Below are 14,010 nucleotides of genomic sequence, written 5' to 3' on the forward strand. Positions count from 1 at the left end.
AATATATGAATAGTTTAAAAAAAGGAATGTTGTTCACCACACTTATTATGAGTTTAGTATTGGTAAGTTGTAGCAATGATGACGATGATGATTTAGTTGGAAACTGGATTAAAAAGTCCTCCTTTGATGGTCCTGCAAGATCCAGTGCAACAAGTTTTGTGATTGGTAGTTATGCATATGTTACAACAGGATATACAGGAGATGAATATTTAAAAGATCTATGGGCATACAATTCAGATGGCGATTACTGGGAGCAAAAAGCAGACTTTACAGGTGTAGAAAGAAGTGCGGCCTCGGGATTTGAATTAAATTCTAAAGGGTATGTAGGTCTTGGTTATGATGGGACGAATAAATTGAAAGACTTTTATGAATATGATCCAGTAAGTAATAGTTGGACTCAAAAAGCCGATTTTGCTGGGACAGCGCGCTATTCTGCAGTAGGGTTTCAAGCAGGTGGAAAAGCCTACTTTGGAACGGGATATGATGGAAATTACCTTAAAGATTTTTACCAATATAGCCCAACGGAAAACACTTGGACATTAGTAAATGGCTTTAGTGGAAACAAACGTAGAGGCGCAAGTATTTTTGTAATTGATGATAAAGTATACTTAGGGTTAGGGGTTAATAGTGGAACATATCAAGTAGATTTTTGGATGTTTGATCCTGCAACTGACATATGGACAAGAAAACGTGATATCGATCAAGACGACGATGATGATTATTCATACAATGATGACTATGTAATTGTAAGGTCTAATGCATCCAGTTTTTCAATGAATGGATTTGGATATGTAGCCTGTGGAGAAGGTACCAGATCCGTTTGGGAGTACGATCCTACAAACGATATTTGGGAAGAAAGAACGTCTCTTGAGGGATCTGCACGAACTGATGCAACAGGGTTTGCAATCAACCAACGTGGATTCCTATTATTAGGAAGGTCAGGATCTTCCTATTTTGATGATTCTTGGGAATTTAAACCATTAGACGAACAAAGCGATGATGACAATTAATTTAAACAATAGATTCTTCTGGACAACAATCCAGAAGAATCTATTTCTAGTAAACAAATACACTATTTTATTGATATTTAGTTTTTCTTTATTTATTTCGTGTAATCACACCGAAAATTTAAAAGTAAAATCTTTAAAAAATGATTCTGGTTGGGGATATATAATAACTAAAGATGAAAAAATAATTATTAAACAAACGGTAATCCCTGTAATAAGTGAGAATAAAAGCTTCAAAACCGAAGAAGAAGCCTTAAAAGTGGGTAATTTAGTATTGCAAAAACTGAAAGACAATTTATCCCCTACTGTAACAAAAAAAGATTTATTTTTATTAGCTATAAAAACCTAGATGAAATTAGACGGAATTAAGAATAACAATTTAAACAAAATACTAGTACATAGTATCATTTGGTGCTTTTTTATTATTACTTCTTTAATTTCTTTTTCAGAAAATCTTTTATTTATAAAACCTGATTTCTACGTACAATGGACTACTGGCATCATTTTGTTTTATTTAAATTATTTTTATTTTGTCCCAAAATTACTCTTGAATAAAAAATACTGGTTCTTTTTAGCAGTAATACTATCGATAATCACTTTTTTTATGATTATAAGGTCAATTTATTTCATGCCAAGTTTCAAAGAGTTCGCTCATCCAAGAATGTTCGACTCCTCAGGCCATGAAATGATAAGATCAAAGGTTTTTCAGGGAAGGGCTCCTTTTTTTATGAAAATATTTCCCTCCATTTTTTATGTTTTTATAATAGCTACAAGTACAATTATTAAAACGTTATCGGAATTTTATAATAATCAGCAAAATAAGCTTATAGCTGAAACTCATAAAACTACTACTGAACTAAACTATTTGAGAAAACAGACCAATCCACATTTTTTATTCAACGCTCTCAATAGCATTTATTCATTAGCTTATAAGAAATCTGATTTGGTTCCAGATGCCATAGTTACCTTATCCGAAATGATGCGTTATATGCTTTATGAAACAGATAATAAAACTGTATTTCTTGAAAAAGAGATAAACTACATTAAAAATTATATTGAACTACAAAAGTTACGACTTAACAATATTGAAAATATTTATATAAATATTCATGGAGAAACTAGAAATAAATATATAGAACCCTTACTTTTAATTTCTTTTATAGAGAATGCTTTCAAATACGGGACGGATTACAAAGGAGTAGCCTATGTAAAAATTAAAATTAGTATTACCGAGAATGTTTTGGATTTTTGGATAGAAAATAAAATGGAAAATTATAAAAAAGATCCTGAAAACTCTGGAATTGGACTAACAAACATTGAAAGCAGACTCGATCTTCTCTATCCAAATTCGCATCAACTGACTATAACTGAAACTGAAAATAATTATAGCGTACATTTAAATCTGATTTTAGATCAAACACAAGGAACCATTATCTAGATTAAAATAAAAAGTTATTAAATAGAAAATATGATGAAATGTGTTATTATAGATGATGAACCACTAGCGGTTGATTTGATTAAAGAATTTGTTAGCAAAGTAGATTCACTTGAACTTGTTAACACCTTCAACAACGCCATTGATGCAATATCAATAATCAACCAATCTAATGTAGATTTAATTTTTTTAGATATAGAAATGCCCCATTTTTCCGGTATTGACTTTATTAATGCAATTGATAAAAAACCATTAATAATATTTACCACAGCTTATTCTGACTATGCTGTGGAGGGTTTTAATCTTGGTGCTGTAGATTATTTAGTAAAACCAATCCCATTTCATAGATTCTTGAAATCAGTAATGAGGGCGCAACAAATTTTCAACCCACAAAATGTACCAACAAATACAAATTTGATTTCTGCACCTGAAATCGAGCAAGATTTTATGTTCGTAAGAGCTGAATATGAAAATGTTAAATTGAATTTTTCGGATATTTTATATATTGAAGGCTTGAAGGACTATGTCAAAATATATACCACTGACAACAAATATACTTTGACATTAATTAGCTTAATAAAACTCGAAAACTTACTTTCATCAAAGGGATTCTCTAGAATACATCGTTCTTACATCATTAATATAAAACACGTCAAGTCAATCCAGAAAAACAAAGTAGTAATTGCCGAAAAAAGAATACCTATTAGCGAAAGCTACAAGAGTTCCTTCTTTGAACGAATCAATTTATAAATTTTTATTATATAAACCCTATCATTTAATGATGTTCAAAGTGACCAACATCGTTATGATGAACAATGAAAAAAGACCTATCAAGAAAATTAAATCTGCTATTTTTTCAAAATGAGCACTTGGTTTTTTAGTTTTTCGCATGGATAAAAAAGACAGAATACTACTTGTCATAAACATCACAATAGAAATTGCTATAAGTTGATCAATAATTGTAGTCTCGCTGCTGTTATTGACTTTAATAGAAGTAAGTACTAAAAAACATATTCCTAATAAAGTTGATGACGTATTTAATATATGTGATGCTTTATCTTTTCTTTTTCCCATCCTATTAATTATTGAAAAGTAAAACTGATTATTCTTCTTCTTTGAACCAACTGGAATACATTACATAATTGTTAGAAATACGTTCAATTTCCCCTGCAAAATTAGACTGATCAATATCTTTTACTTTCTTGGCAGGAACACCAGCCCAAATCGAACCTGAAGAAACAACTGTATTTTGAGTAATAACAGCTCCAGCAGCAACAATTGAATTACTTTCAATAATACAATTATCCATTACAATCGCTCCCATACCTATCAAAACATTGTCATGTACAGTACAGCCATGAACAATAGCATTATGCCCAATGGAAACATTATTACCTATTATAGTTGGGTGCTTTTTATATGTACAATGTATTATGGCACCATCTTGAATGTTTACTTTATTACCAATTTTAATAAAATTCACATCTGCTCGAATAACAGCATTGAACCATACACTACATGAATCACCAAAACTAACCTCACCGACTATAGTTGCATTTTCAGCAACATAACAATCTTTTGGTATCAGTGGTGTTTTTCCGTTGACCGACTTTATTAACATGAAAGAAAATTAGAATTAATTAATCGCAGGGCAGTTACATTCGTATTTTTCAGGCTTACAAAACAAGTTGAGCCCCAAAGTAATTTGATGATATCCTCCATTATCAAATTTAACTGCGCCAGAAACATGAGAGTAAGTATAAGCAAACATCACATTTTTGTAATTTACTCCAATAATAGGAGTAATATATTGTAATTTTTGTGTAGAAATCCCTGAAGCATCTGAATACTCTGCACCATCTAAACTTCTACGGTAGGACAATCCCGCCCATAGTGTTCCAAAATCCATGTTTTTATATGCTTTCAAATTAAAATCAAATGATTTTTCTTTTGTTTTATCTACTAATTGAAATAAAATAGATGGTTCCCATAAAATTCTATCTTTGTCCCCAAAAACGTATCCCGTACTCAATAAGAACTTTCTTAAATTATCACTTTCGTATTCTGTATAAATATCTCTTCTAGTTTCAAGTACATTCTTTACAGTACCATGTACATAAAAGTCCAAAAAATTATAAGAAGCTCCAATATCCATATTGAAATAAGAATCTTTTTGTACTATAGTTCCATCAATAATAGGATCAAAATCGCCTGATTGCAGAAAACTAGTTTCGTCTAATTGACTCTGGATCAAACCAGCACTAATTCCAAAAGACAATTGATTCAAATCTATTTCATCTCTAGAAAACATAAGATGGTAAGCATAGGATAATTTAACTCCTTTTTGAGAATGATATCCGTTTTTATCATTAAAAAGAATAATCCCTGCCCCTGCTTTCTCACTCACCCTGCCATTAAAACTTACTGTTTGGAGTTTAGGAGCATCTTCTTGACCAGCCCATTGCGAACGAGAGGTAAGTCTTATTTTTGCACAATTTGCGGCACCTGCCATCGAAGGATGGATCAAATAGTAATTATCTGATAAATAATCAGAATATACAGCGATACCTTCTTGTGAAAAAGAATAGGAAGTAATAAAAAAAAGTACAAATAAAATTTTAATTTTGATATACATTGAAATACTTTTATATAAAAAATGAATATAAGTGTTACAGAAAAAGAATAGATAGTCCGTAATAATACTAAACTAAAGTTAATTTATTCATTAATATATCAAATATAGTTATTCGTAGAAAATAACTTTACTAAATTTGTAAAAATTTACAAAAGTTATGACAAAAGTTACCATAAAAGAAACGCAAAACCCAACTATACTAAAATTTGAATTTGAAGATTTCATTACTAAAAATGAAAGTTTTGAGTTTAAAAACATTGATGAAGCAAAAGCATCACCACTTGCACAACAATTATTCTATTTACCATTTGTAAAAACGATATACATTTCTGGAAAATTTATTGCTGTTGAAAAATATAGTATTGTAGAATGGGATGATGTAAAAGATGCCGTTGCTGAACAAATTGAAACATTTGTTACTAATGGAGGTACCATAATTACAATTGAGGAAAATAAAACAAAAAAACAGCCTATTACTGTTTATGGAGAAACAACACCAAATCCATCAGCTTTAAAATTCGTCGTTAGTAGAATGCTAACTAAGAATCCTATTGAGTTTAAAAACATTGACCAAACTGCTTCATCTCCCTTAGCAAAAGAATTATTTAAATTCCCATATGTAAAAGAAATTTTTATTGATGAAAATTATATTTCAGTAACCAAATATGAGGTCAATAACTGGGAGGAAATTACTTTGGAATTAAGAAGCTTCATCAAACAATATATTGAAAATGGAGGAACAGTTTTAGACGAAAGTCTAATTCAAACTATTGTAAAAGACGAAAAAACAAAAGATGCAAATTTTGATTCATTAGACGAAACTTCTCAAAAAATCATTAATATATTAGAAGAATATGTAAAACCTGCTGTTGCTGCTGACGGTGGTAACATTGCCTTTGAATCCTATGACGAAACTTCTAAAACCGTAAAAGTAACACTCCAAGGAGCTTGTAGTGGCTGTCCATCATCAACATTTACTTTAAAAAGCGGAATAGAAAACATGCTAAAAAGCATGCTTAACGACGATAAAATAAATGTAGAAGCCGCTAACGCCTAATAATTACAAAACACTGATTTACTGATAATTATGATATATTTAACCTTTTTTATAGGGGGAAAATTAAAAAATTAGTTAAATTTAAGTTTAACTAAAAAAGTAGAAATTATGTCAGTATTAAAGGTAATTGAATTACTCTCAAGTTCAAAAACGAGTTGGGAAGAAGCAACACAAAAAGCCATAACGAAAGCATCAAAATCTGTAAAAAATATACGATCTGTATATGTTAAAGATCAAAGTGCATCAGTAGATGGAGGCAAAATATCAGAATACCGAGTAACACTTAAAGTAACATTCGAACTTGAGTAAACTTTATTCTAAAAAAAATTAAAGCGTTTCTTACGAAACGCTTTTTTTGTACAACTACATCATTGTTTCTACATTTTAAAATAAAATCACAAAATATTGATAACCAATAAATTAATTGCAATAAAATTGTTTAATATTGTATTAGAAATTTAAAACAATAAAACATTATGGGAGTATCATCATTTTTTAAAAATTTATTTGGCTCAGCCAAAGAATCTTCGAGTGAATTAGCTAATAAAGCAGAAATTAAGTTGGAGCAAGCAAAAGAAGCGTCAACTCCTTATATTGAGAAAGCAGAAAATTTTGCCGAAGAGACAATGGCTAAGGCTAAAGAAACCGCTAGTGAATTAGCCTCAAAAACAGAAAAAGCGATGGAAGATGCAAAAACAGCAGCTGCTCCAATGATAGAAAAAGTTGAAGATTATGCAGACCAAGCTAAAGAGACAATCAGCGAGTTCAGTCAAGAAGCTGGGGATGTATTAGGAAAAACTATCGCTTCTATTAAAGAAAATGCCGAAATTGCAAAAGACAAAATAGATCATTTAGCGGTCGAAGCCAAAGGAATAGCAAGTGATAAAATTAAATCTTTAACACCGCAAGACAATCAAGAAGACGCTCAAAATAAAATTGGAGAATAAGTCAATTAATTACTCTATTATTTTTTGTAATTTTGCTTTATAAACACAAACCTTCTTTATAATAGAAGGTTTTTTATTACCTAAAAATGACCCTAACTACCGATGTTGTTACTAATTATGCCAACATATATTTTAAAGAATTTATTACTTATTCTCCTAAACTGATATCAGCTTTTATTATTCTTTTCATTGGGTTATACTCAATTCGCATTATCAATAGGCTTATTAGAAAAATAATGGTTAAAAGAGAGCTTGACCCCACACTAACCAAGTTTTTAGCTGATATTTTATTATGGGTCTTAAGAGTATTACTATTTGTAACATTCATTTCTAAACTAGGAATTGAGACTTCTTCATTTGTTGCTATTTTAGGTGCAATGGGACTTGCTGTAGGACTGTCATTACAAGGTTCCTTATCTAATTTTGCAGGAGGAATGCTAATTATTCTATTTAAGCCATTCAAAGTGGGACATACAATAGAAGCTCAAGGTACACTCGCAACAGTCAATGAAATTCAAATTTTTGTAACCAAATTAATCACCGCCAACAATCAAACGGTTTTTATTCCAAATGGAGTATTGTCTAACGGCACTATCATAAATTACTCTTTACAAAAAAACAGACGTGCTGATTTGACCTTCTCTATCTCTTATGATTCGGATATTAAAAAAGCAAAAGATTTAATTATTGAAATTTTAAACAATAACCCAAAAGTGCTTCAAACTCCAAAACCAGAGGTTTTTGTTAAAAACCTAACTGATAGCGCTATTCAATTAGCAGTAAGACCTTGGGCAACTAATGAAGATTTTGGAGCTGTTTTTACAGAAACTTTGGAAAACTGCAAAGCAGCATTTGACAATGCTGGAATCAATATACAACCGTATGTGAAAGAAATGTCTCAAAGCAATTAACCATTACTTTTTTGGAGTAGTAATCATAAAATCCTTTAAATAATAAGGTTCAAAATAGGCTACATCGACAGTATCGTTTATTGCATATTTCGCAAAGCTAAGAGCGCACATTTCTCTAGCTGATGGGTATTTTATATCATCAAGAAATATAAAATTATCTTTTGTTAATACCGTTTTACATTTCTCAGCGCAGTCACCTACAAAATAAATGGGCTCTTTTATATTTTCAAAAGAATTTTCAGTAATAACTTCAGCTTGAGTTTCTCTTTTATTTTCTAATTCAGCAGAGAAAATAGCACTATACACTTCCATTCTTCGAGCATCAATCATAGGAATAATTAATCCATCTGAGACTTTCGTTTGTGCTGCCAACACTTTTAAAGTATCTACAGCTATCAAAGGGATTGACAAGGCAAAACAGAGTCCTTTGGCTGCTGAAACACCAATGCGAAGTCCTGTATACGATCCTGGGCCTTGACTTACAGCAACTGCGGCTAAATCTTTAAATGTAATTCCCGCTTCTGTCAAAACCGACTCCATAAAAACATGTAGTCGCTCTGCATGAGAATATCCTTCTTCAGCAATTTCATTACAAACAATCGTTTTACCCTCTTTTGCAATTGCAACAGAACAGTTTTTTGTAGCTGTTTCAATATTTAGAATATATGACACGTCATTATGAGATTTAAATTAGAAAAAAAAAGGAACCATCAAAGGCTCTGCAAAGGAATAAAAAAACGGCATAGAAAACAATTCAAAAATTGAAAGACTTCTTAATTGAAAACAAAAAACCCTTTGCTCTCACAAAGGGTTTTAAAAATATTCAATACTAGTTATTGAATAATCTATTTTTTATCTTCTTTCTTATCTGATTTCAACACTACTTTATCACCAGAGTTTAATTCTTTTGTAACAGTAGTATAAGGTCCCGTAATTACAACATCACCTTTTTTCAAACCGCTAAGTATTTCAATATTTGTATCGTCTTGAATTCCCGTTTTAATAATCCGTATTTTAGCTTTATCACCCACTTTCACAAAAACACACTCAAACTTTTTATCGCTTTTTGGAGTTGCATTTTTTTCTTCGGGAGTCTCCACCATTTTAACTTCTTTTACTGCTGCTGTATCAGACTTGATAACGATAGAACTAATTGGAACATTCAGCACGTTTGCTTTTGTTTTAGTCATAATATCAACTGTAGCTGTCATTCCAGGTCTAAAAGGAGAATAAGTAGCCGGTTTCCCTACTAATAAATCTTGGTACGATTCTTTAACAATTCGTACTTTAACTTTAAAATTAGTTACTTGATCTGAAGTCAAAGTACTACTTGCAGAATTAGAAATACTTGTAACCACACCCTTAAATTTCTTTTTTAAATAAGCATCAACTTCAACGTTAGCTTCATCCCCTTCTTTAATTTTAACGATGTCATTTTCATTTACATCCACTTCAACTTCCATATTATTCAAGTTGGCTACTCTTAAAAGCTCAGTACCTGTCATTTGTTGTGTTCCTAAAACACGCTCTCCTAATTCAACATTAAGCATAGAAATTGTTCCATCTGCAGGAGAGTATATAATAGTACGCCCTAAATTGTCTTTAGCTTCATTTACAGATGCCGAAGCACTTTGTACATTAAAATATGCCGATTGTTTTGTCGCCTTGGCCACTTCATAAGAAGCTATGGCTTTGTCCCAATCAGATTTAGAGATAATTCCTTTTTGAAACAAAGTTTTATTTCTTTCATAACTTGACTTAGCCTCATTAAACTGAGCATCAGCTTGAGTTAATCCTGCTTTTGAACCTGATAGACCAGCAATCGTTCTATTTAAACTAGAAGTATATAAATCCGGATTTATTTTTACCAATAATTCTCCTTTTTTCACGACTTGCCCTTCTTTTACAGGTAATGAAATAATTTCTCCAGAAACCATTGATGAAATTTTCACTTCGATTTCAGGTTGAATTTTTCCAGTTGCCGATACTGTTTCAACAATTGTTGAAGTATTTACCTGAGCAATTTCTACTTCGGTACCTTTATCCTTATTTCCTATTATTCCAGCTTTTGAAAGCGCTATTAATGCAACTATAAGTAGAACTACTCCACCAACTATATAATAAATTGATTTTTTTGACATAATGTATTTAGTTTTTAATGATAGGAATTCCGAAATAGAATTCTAATATTTTAATTTTAAAAATGTAATCGTATTTGCTTCTCAAAACTTCTGATTGCGCATTCGACAGTAATGTTTGTGATTGATTCAAATCGAAAGAATTCATCAAACCAACATCAAATTTGTCCTTGGCATAATTATAAGAAGCTTGTCTCGATTCCAATGCCACAAGAGCAGATTCATGAGATTTTAATGCTCCTTTTGCATCTGCAAATGCAGTATAAACATTTCTTTGCAAATCTAAATTTTGTTGTTCTAATACAATCTTAGACTTCTCTAAACTTACTTTAGAGCGCTCTACATTATTTCTAGCAGAGAATCCATTAAAAATAGGAATATTCAGTTGTACACCATAAGACTGCCCTTTATTATCACTAAACTGATTAAAGAACGGTGGTGCAGACTGTACTCCGATAACAGCTCCATTGCTATCTCTTAACGCAATATCAGCATATGATATTCTCGTATTAAAATTATAAAAACCTTGTAAAGTAGGTTGAAATTTCCCTTTTGCAATAGCTACATTTTTTTCGGCAATTTCTAGATTAGTTTGAGCAATTTTTAACTCTGTTCTTCCCTCTTTTGCTTTATCGTAAATGGCAGTAGGCTCTTGAGACAATATATTATTTTCATCTTTAGCCATTGTATCATCAACTACATCAAAATTTTCAAAACTATCCAATTGAAGTAATTGCGCTAAACTTAATTTTGAGATCAACAACGAGTTTTCGGCAGCTATGACTTTTTGATTATCCGATGCCAAAGTAGCTTGAATGTCTAATAAGTCACCCCTAGGTATTGTTCCAGCATTTACCAATTCTCTGGAACGAGTTAACTGCTTTCCATTTATACTCAATTGTTCATTTTGCACCTTTAAATTTTCTTTATTAAAGAGCACTTGTAAAAAAGCATTCGCAACATTAAGTGCAATATCTTCTTGCATTTTTGTTAATTGATACTTTGCTACAATTATTGAAAGCCTTGCTTTTCTAAGTGTATTTTGGTTTTGCAGTCCTTTATAAATATCAACACCAACACTAGCACCAGCCGAGGTAAATTGCGTAGTTTTATTTTGCAAAAGCCCCGTAGTAATATCTTGATTCAAACCAATATTCCATGAATGAGAGGCTGAAGCATTAACCGAAGGAAGAAAACTACCCAGTGCTCCTTTTTTATCAATTAAAGCGGACTCACTATCTAATGCTGTTTGTTTTATTGAAATATTATGATCTAATGCATATTTCACACACTCTTCTAGAGTCCATTTTTTAGTTTGTGCACTTGATGACAAACTAAAGGCAAAGAGTAAAACTAAAGGTATCCAACTATTTTTTTTCATATATTTTGAATGGAAGTGTAACAAAGGTACTACACAAATTTAACATTTATCTATAAACTAAAAATCTTTTAATCTGTTTTTTATTCTTTAGAATCTGGGCCTTTTAAACCTTGATTCCAAATTTTTATCTTGTCAGAAGCCGTTATTCCGCTTTTTATTTGAACATAAATCCCATCACTCACACCTAAAACAAGATCCTTTCTAACAAATTTTTGGGAGCTAGTTTCTACTTCAACATAAGGCAATTGTGTTTTTTTATCAAATTGAATTAGCGCTTCTTTTAATGCTAAAACTTTATCTGCTTTTTCTAAAATAATAGAAGCATTAGCACTTAATCCAGCTCGAATAAAGGTGTCATCTCTATTTTCTAAAGAGGCTTTTATTTCAAATTGAATCGCACCATTTTCCGTCACACCCTTTGGTGCTATATATTGCAAAACAGCATCAAATTTTTTATTTTCAATTGCGCCTACAGTAATTTCGATAGGTAACTTTTCTTTTATTTTACCTACTTCTGATTCATCAATTTTACCAACAAAAATCATTCTTCCTACATCAGCAACACTGGCAATTGTCGTCCCTTCATTAAAGTTATTACTCTCAATAACCTGATTCCCCACTTTTACAGGAACGTCAAGTACCATTCCGTTTACAGTAGATCGGATTAAAGTATTAGCATAACCCCCAAGTCCAGATGTAGTTCCTGTTTTAACAATATCTAAGCTTCTTCTAGCTGCGTTATAATTTTGCTTTGCACTATTATACGCTAATTGAGCCGCATCGTAATCATTTGCTGAAATAACCCCTTTATCAAACAATGTTTTTTGTCTTTGATGTAATTTTTCTTGATTATCTAATTCAATTTTAGACGACTGCAATTGATTTTGCGTATTACTTAAATTAGAAACATTAGCAACCACTTTAATTTTAGCAATTAAATCTCCTGCTTTAATGTTTTGCCCGGCTTTAATATAGACAGCTTCAATAATTCCCGAAATATTAGGTTTTATTAAGACCTCTTCATCTGGCACAATATTTCCTGTAGCAATAGTATTTTTAACAATTGTTTTAATTTCCGCTTTATCCGTTTTAAAAACTACGGGAGCTTGTTGATTTTTTGCATATAAATAATATAACGCTCCAAAAAAGACTAAGGCGATAAAAATTAAAATAGTTATGGTTACTCCTTTTTTCATTTGTTTTGATTTATTCGTTTATTTTTTGATTGATAATTTATTCCGTTCGTAATGCATCTACTGGTTTGATATTTATTGCCGTTTGTGCAGGAATATATCCAGCTAACAAACCTGATCCTACTAATATAAATAAGGCAATAAAAACTACAGTCAGGTCAACACTGGGGTTAGCAAACATCATTCCCTCACTAGGCATACTATCTAATACCATATTAATAAGTGCAACAACTCCAGTCGCCATGGCAATACCAAACATCCCTGCAATGATTGTTAAAAAAATAGCTTCTAATAAGATTTGAGATCGAATTGCAGCTGGCGTAGCTCCTAAGGCTCTACGAATTCCTATTTCTTTAGTTCTCTCTTTTACTACGATTAACATGATATTTGAAATCCCTATCACTCCAGATAGCAATACCAAAGTCCCTACGAAATAAGCTATAAATTTTAGAATTAAAAACAATCCTTGGATCTTACTAAACTCTTGGTATAAGTCAAAATTACCAATGGCTCGATCATCATCAGGATGTATTGAATGTCTGGATTTTATAAAGTCTAATATTTGAGGTTTTAAAGTTGTTATCGACGCATTATCATTGGCAGTTAATGCCATCCATCCCACAGTATCCCCATAATTGAAAGCTTGCTGAAAAGTAGAAAATGGTATAAATATATTTTTTTGAGCCGATTCAGCATCTCCATTATTTCTAGATTTTGAATTATAAACACCCACCACCATAAAATTTACGCCATTAACTTTAATATAAGAACCAATAACATCTTCAGTTCTATCATACAATTCACTAATTACACCACGGCCTATAATTGCTACTTTCCGTTTCAATAGAATATCTTGTTGATTGACAAAACGTCCATTAACAATTTCCATTTGCTCTTGTTTAACCAACTCCGGATAATCTCCAAAAATGGTATACGAACCCGTTTTTGTTCCTCGGATAACGTTACTGGCTTCATTGTGCCCACCTAATTGATTTCTTGGAGAAACATATAGAAGATCTGGAAAGTTTTCCTTTAAGGCGACAACATCATTGTTTATAAAATGATACTGCCTTGTTTTTGGAAGCCCTTTATACGGTTTTGAAGTAGTTTGACTCCACATAAACATGGTGTTTGTAGCAATTCCATCAAAACCCTTTTTAACACCATTTTCTAAACCTTTACCCGCAGCTAATAAAATTACTAAGATAAAAATTCCCCAAAAAACACCGAAAGCAGTTAAAACAGTTCGGAAAGTATTTGCCGTTAGCGCCTCTAAAATTTCAATCCATCTATCTCTATCAAACAT

Annotated in this window: 16 protein-coding genes; 8 read left to right on the plus strand and 8 right to left on the minus strand. The window is 31.4% G+C overall.

Going from position 1 to position 14,010, the window contains the following annotated elements; all coding sequences use genetic code 11:
• The first annotated feature begins 5 nt into the window (after nucleotides 1–5).
• From AB3G33_RS01515 to AB3G33_RS01530, 4 genes are all read left to right on the plus strand, one after another.
• Entirely contained in the window at nucleotides 6–1,010 is a 1,005-nt protein-coding gene (locus AB3G33_RS01515; RefSeq protein ID WP_367772121.1) for a Kelch repeat-containing protein, read from the plus strand.
• Complete coding sequence (locus AB3G33_RS01520) at nucleotides 997–1,356, plus strand: DUF4907 domain-containing protein (RefSeq protein ID WP_367772122.1); 360 nt, start codon at nucleotides 997–999, stop codon at nucleotides 1,354–1,356. The genes AB3G33_RS01515 and AB3G33_RS01520 overlap by 14 nt, the downstream gene beginning before the upstream one ends.
• Nucleotides 1,357–1,872: 516 nt before the next feature.
• Nucleotides 1,873–2,445, plus strand: a complete 573-nt coding sequence (locus tag AB3G33_RS01525) for a sensor histidine kinase (RefSeq protein WP_367772123.1) — start codon at nucleotides 1,873–1,875, stop codon at nucleotides 2,443–2,445.
• A 33-nt stretch (nucleotides 2,446–2,478) separates the two neighbouring features.
• A complete protein-coding gene (locus AB3G33_RS01530; protein WP_367757981.1) occupies nucleotides 2,479–3,192 on the plus strand; it encodes a LytR/AlgR family response regulator transcription factor in 714 nt (237 codons plus the stop codon).
• Between the two features lie 21 nt (nucleotides 3,193–3,213).
• Here the strand turns inward: AB3G33_RS01530 and AB3G33_RS01535 are convergent, their stop codons facing one another.
• Genes AB3G33_RS01535 through AB3G33_RS01545 form a run of 3 tightly spaced genes read right to left on the minus strand, consistent with a single transcriptional unit; the run spans nucleotide 3,214 to nucleotide 5,077 of the window.
• The gene (locus tag AB3G33_RS01535; RefSeq protein ID WP_367755318.1) at nucleotides 3,214–3,516 is read right to left on the minus strand and encodes a hypothetical protein; all 303 of its coding nucleotides are present in this window, start codon (nucleotides 3,514–3,516) and stop codon (nucleotides 3,214–3,216) included.
• Between the two features lie 28 nt (nucleotides 3,517–3,544).
• On the minus strand, nucleotides 3,545–4,063 hold the full coding sequence (locus AB3G33_RS01540) for a gamma carbonic anhydrase family protein (protein WP_367772125.1): 519 nt from the start codon (nucleotides 4,061–4,063) through the stop codon (nucleotides 3,545–3,547).
• Between the two features lie 15 nt (nucleotides 4,064–4,078).
• On the minus strand, nucleotides 4,079–5,077 hold the full coding sequence (locus AB3G33_RS01545; RefSeq protein ID WP_367755322.1) for a type IX secretion system membrane protein PorP/SprF: 999 nt from the start codon (nucleotides 5,075–5,077) through the stop codon (nucleotides 4,079–4,081).
• A 157-nt stretch (nucleotides 5,078–5,234) separates the two neighbouring features.
• On the opposite strand from AB3G33_RS01545, the gene AB3G33_RS01550 reads away from it, so the two are divergent.
• The 4 genes from AB3G33_RS01550 (at nucleotide 5,235) to AB3G33_RS01565 (ending at nucleotide 7,992) form a co-directional block, all read left to right on the plus strand.
• Nucleotides 5,235–6,134, plus strand: a complete 900-nt coding sequence (locus AB3G33_RS01550) for a NifU family protein (protein WP_367772127.1) — start codon at nucleotides 5,235–5,237, stop codon at nucleotides 6,132–6,134.
• Between the two features lie 108 nt (nucleotides 6,135–6,242).
• The gene (locus tag AB3G33_RS01555; protein ID WP_367755326.1) at nucleotides 6,243–6,443 is read left to right on the plus strand and encodes a dodecin family protein; all 201 of its coding nucleotides are present in this window, start codon (nucleotides 6,243–6,245) and stop codon (nucleotides 6,441–6,443) included.
• Between the two features lie 167 nt (nucleotides 6,444–6,610).
• Entirely contained in the window at nucleotides 6,611–7,081 is a 471-nt protein-coding gene (locus tag AB3G33_RS01560) for a YtxH domain-containing protein (protein ID WP_367772129.1), read from the plus strand.
• 86 nt (nucleotides 7,082–7,167) lie between these two features.
• On the plus strand, nucleotides 7,168–7,992 hold the full coding sequence (locus AB3G33_RS01565; protein WP_367772131.1) for a mechanosensitive ion channel family protein: 825 nt from the start codon (nucleotides 7,168–7,170) through the stop codon (nucleotides 7,990–7,992).
• Nucleotides 7,993–7,995: 3 nt separating this feature from the next.
• On the opposite strand, the gene tsaB is transcribed toward AB3G33_RS01565, so the two are convergent.
• The 5 genes from tsaB to AB3G33_RS01590 form a co-directional block, all read right to left on the minus strand.
• Nucleotides 7,996–8,664 carry a tRNA (adenosine(37)-N6)-threonylcarbamoyltransferase complex dimerization subunit type 1 TsaB gene (tsaB, locus tag AB3G33_RS01570; protein WP_367755332.1) on the minus strand — a complete coding sequence of 223 codons (669 nt, stop codon included), beginning with the start codon at nucleotides 8,662–8,664 and terminating at the stop codon, nucleotides 7,996–7,998.
• A gap of 173 nt (nucleotides 8,665–8,837) precedes the next feature.
• Nucleotides 8,838–10,133: an efflux RND transporter periplasmic adaptor subunit gene (locus AB3G33_RS01575; RefSeq protein ID WP_367772133.1), complete on the minus strand. Its 1,296-nt coding sequence runs from the start codon at nucleotides 10,131–10,133 to the stop codon at nucleotides 8,838–8,840.
• A 7-nt stretch (nucleotides 10,134–10,140) separates the two neighbouring features.
• The gene (locus tag AB3G33_RS01580) at nucleotides 10,141–11,511 is read right to left on the minus strand and encodes a TolC family protein (RefSeq protein WP_367772135.1); all 1,371 of its coding nucleotides are present in this window, start codon (nucleotides 11,509–11,511) and stop codon (nucleotides 10,141–10,143) included.
• Between the two features lie 80 nt (nucleotides 11,512–11,591).
• On the minus strand, nucleotides 11,592–12,707 hold the full coding sequence (locus AB3G33_RS01585; RefSeq protein WP_367772137.1) for an efflux RND transporter periplasmic adaptor subunit: 1,116 nt from the start codon (nucleotides 12,705–12,707) through the stop codon (nucleotides 11,592–11,594).
• A 37-nt stretch (nucleotides 12,708–12,744) separates the two neighbouring features.
• The gene (locus AB3G33_RS01590; protein WP_367772139.1) at nucleotides 12,745–14,010 is read right to left on the minus strand and encodes an ABC transporter permease; all 1,266 of its coding nucleotides are present in this window, start codon (nucleotides 14,008–14,010) and stop codon (nucleotides 12,745–12,747) included.

The organism is Flavobacterium sp. WC2421 (assembly GCF_040822115.1).
GTDB lineage: Bacteria > Bacteroidota > Bacteroidia > Flavobacteriales > Flavobacteriaceae > Flavobacterium.

Bases quoted from the DNA above. Each gene is read 5' to 3' on its own strand.
- AB3G33_RS01515 (WP_367772121.1), top strand. From the start codon at position 6: ATGAATAGTTTAAAAAAAGGAATGTTGTTCACCACACTTATTATGAGT.
- AB3G33_RS01520 (WP_367772122.1), top strand. From the start codon at position 997: ATGATGACAATTAATTTAAACAATAGATTCTTCTGGACAACAATCCAG.
- AB3G33_RS01530 (WP_367757981.1), top strand. From the start codon at position 2,479: ATGAAATGTGTTATTATAGATGATGAACCACTAGCGGTTGATTTGATT.
- AB3G33_RS01535 (WP_367755318.1), bottom strand. From the start codon at position 3,516: ATGGGAAAAAGAAAAGATAAAGCATCACATATATTAAATACGTCATCA.
- AB3G33_RS01540 (WP_367772125.1), bottom strand. From the start codon at position 4,063: ATGTTAATAAAGTCGGTCAACGGAAAAACACCACTGATACCAAAAGAT.
- AB3G33_RS01545 (WP_367755322.1), bottom strand. From the start codon at position 5,077: ATGTATATCAAAATTAAAATTTTATTTGTACTTTTTTTTATTACTTCC.
- AB3G33_RS01550 (WP_367772127.1), top strand. From the start codon at position 5,235: ATGACAAAAGTTACCATAAAAGAAACGCAAAACCCAACTATACTAAAA.
- AB3G33_RS01555 (WP_367755326.1), top strand. From the start codon at position 6,243: ATGTCAGTATTAAAGGTAATTGAATTACTCTCAAGTTCAAAAACGAGT.
- AB3G33_RS01560 (WP_367772129.1), top strand. From the start codon at position 6,611: ATGGGAGTATCATCATTTTTTAAAAATTTATTTGGCTCAGCCAAAGAA.
- AB3G33_RS01565 (WP_367772131.1), top strand. From the start codon at position 7,168: ATGACCCTAACTACCGATGTTGTTACTAATTATGCCAACATATATTTT.
- AB3G33_RS01575 (WP_367772133.1), bottom strand. From the start codon at position 10,133: ATGTCAAAAAAATCAATTTATTATATAGTTGGTGGAGTAGTTCTACTT.
- AB3G33_RS01580 (WP_367772135.1), bottom strand. From the start codon at position 11,511: ATGAAAAAAAATAGTTGGATACCTTTAGTTTTACTCTTTGCCTTTAGT.
- AB3G33_RS01585 (WP_367772137.1), bottom strand. From the start codon at position 12,707: ATGAAAAAAGGAGTAACCATAACTATTTTAATTTTTATCGCCTTAGTC.
- AB3G33_RS01590 (WP_367772139.1), bottom strand. From the start codon at position 14,010: ATGTTTGATAGAGATAGATGGATTGAAATTTTAGAGGCGCTAACGGCA.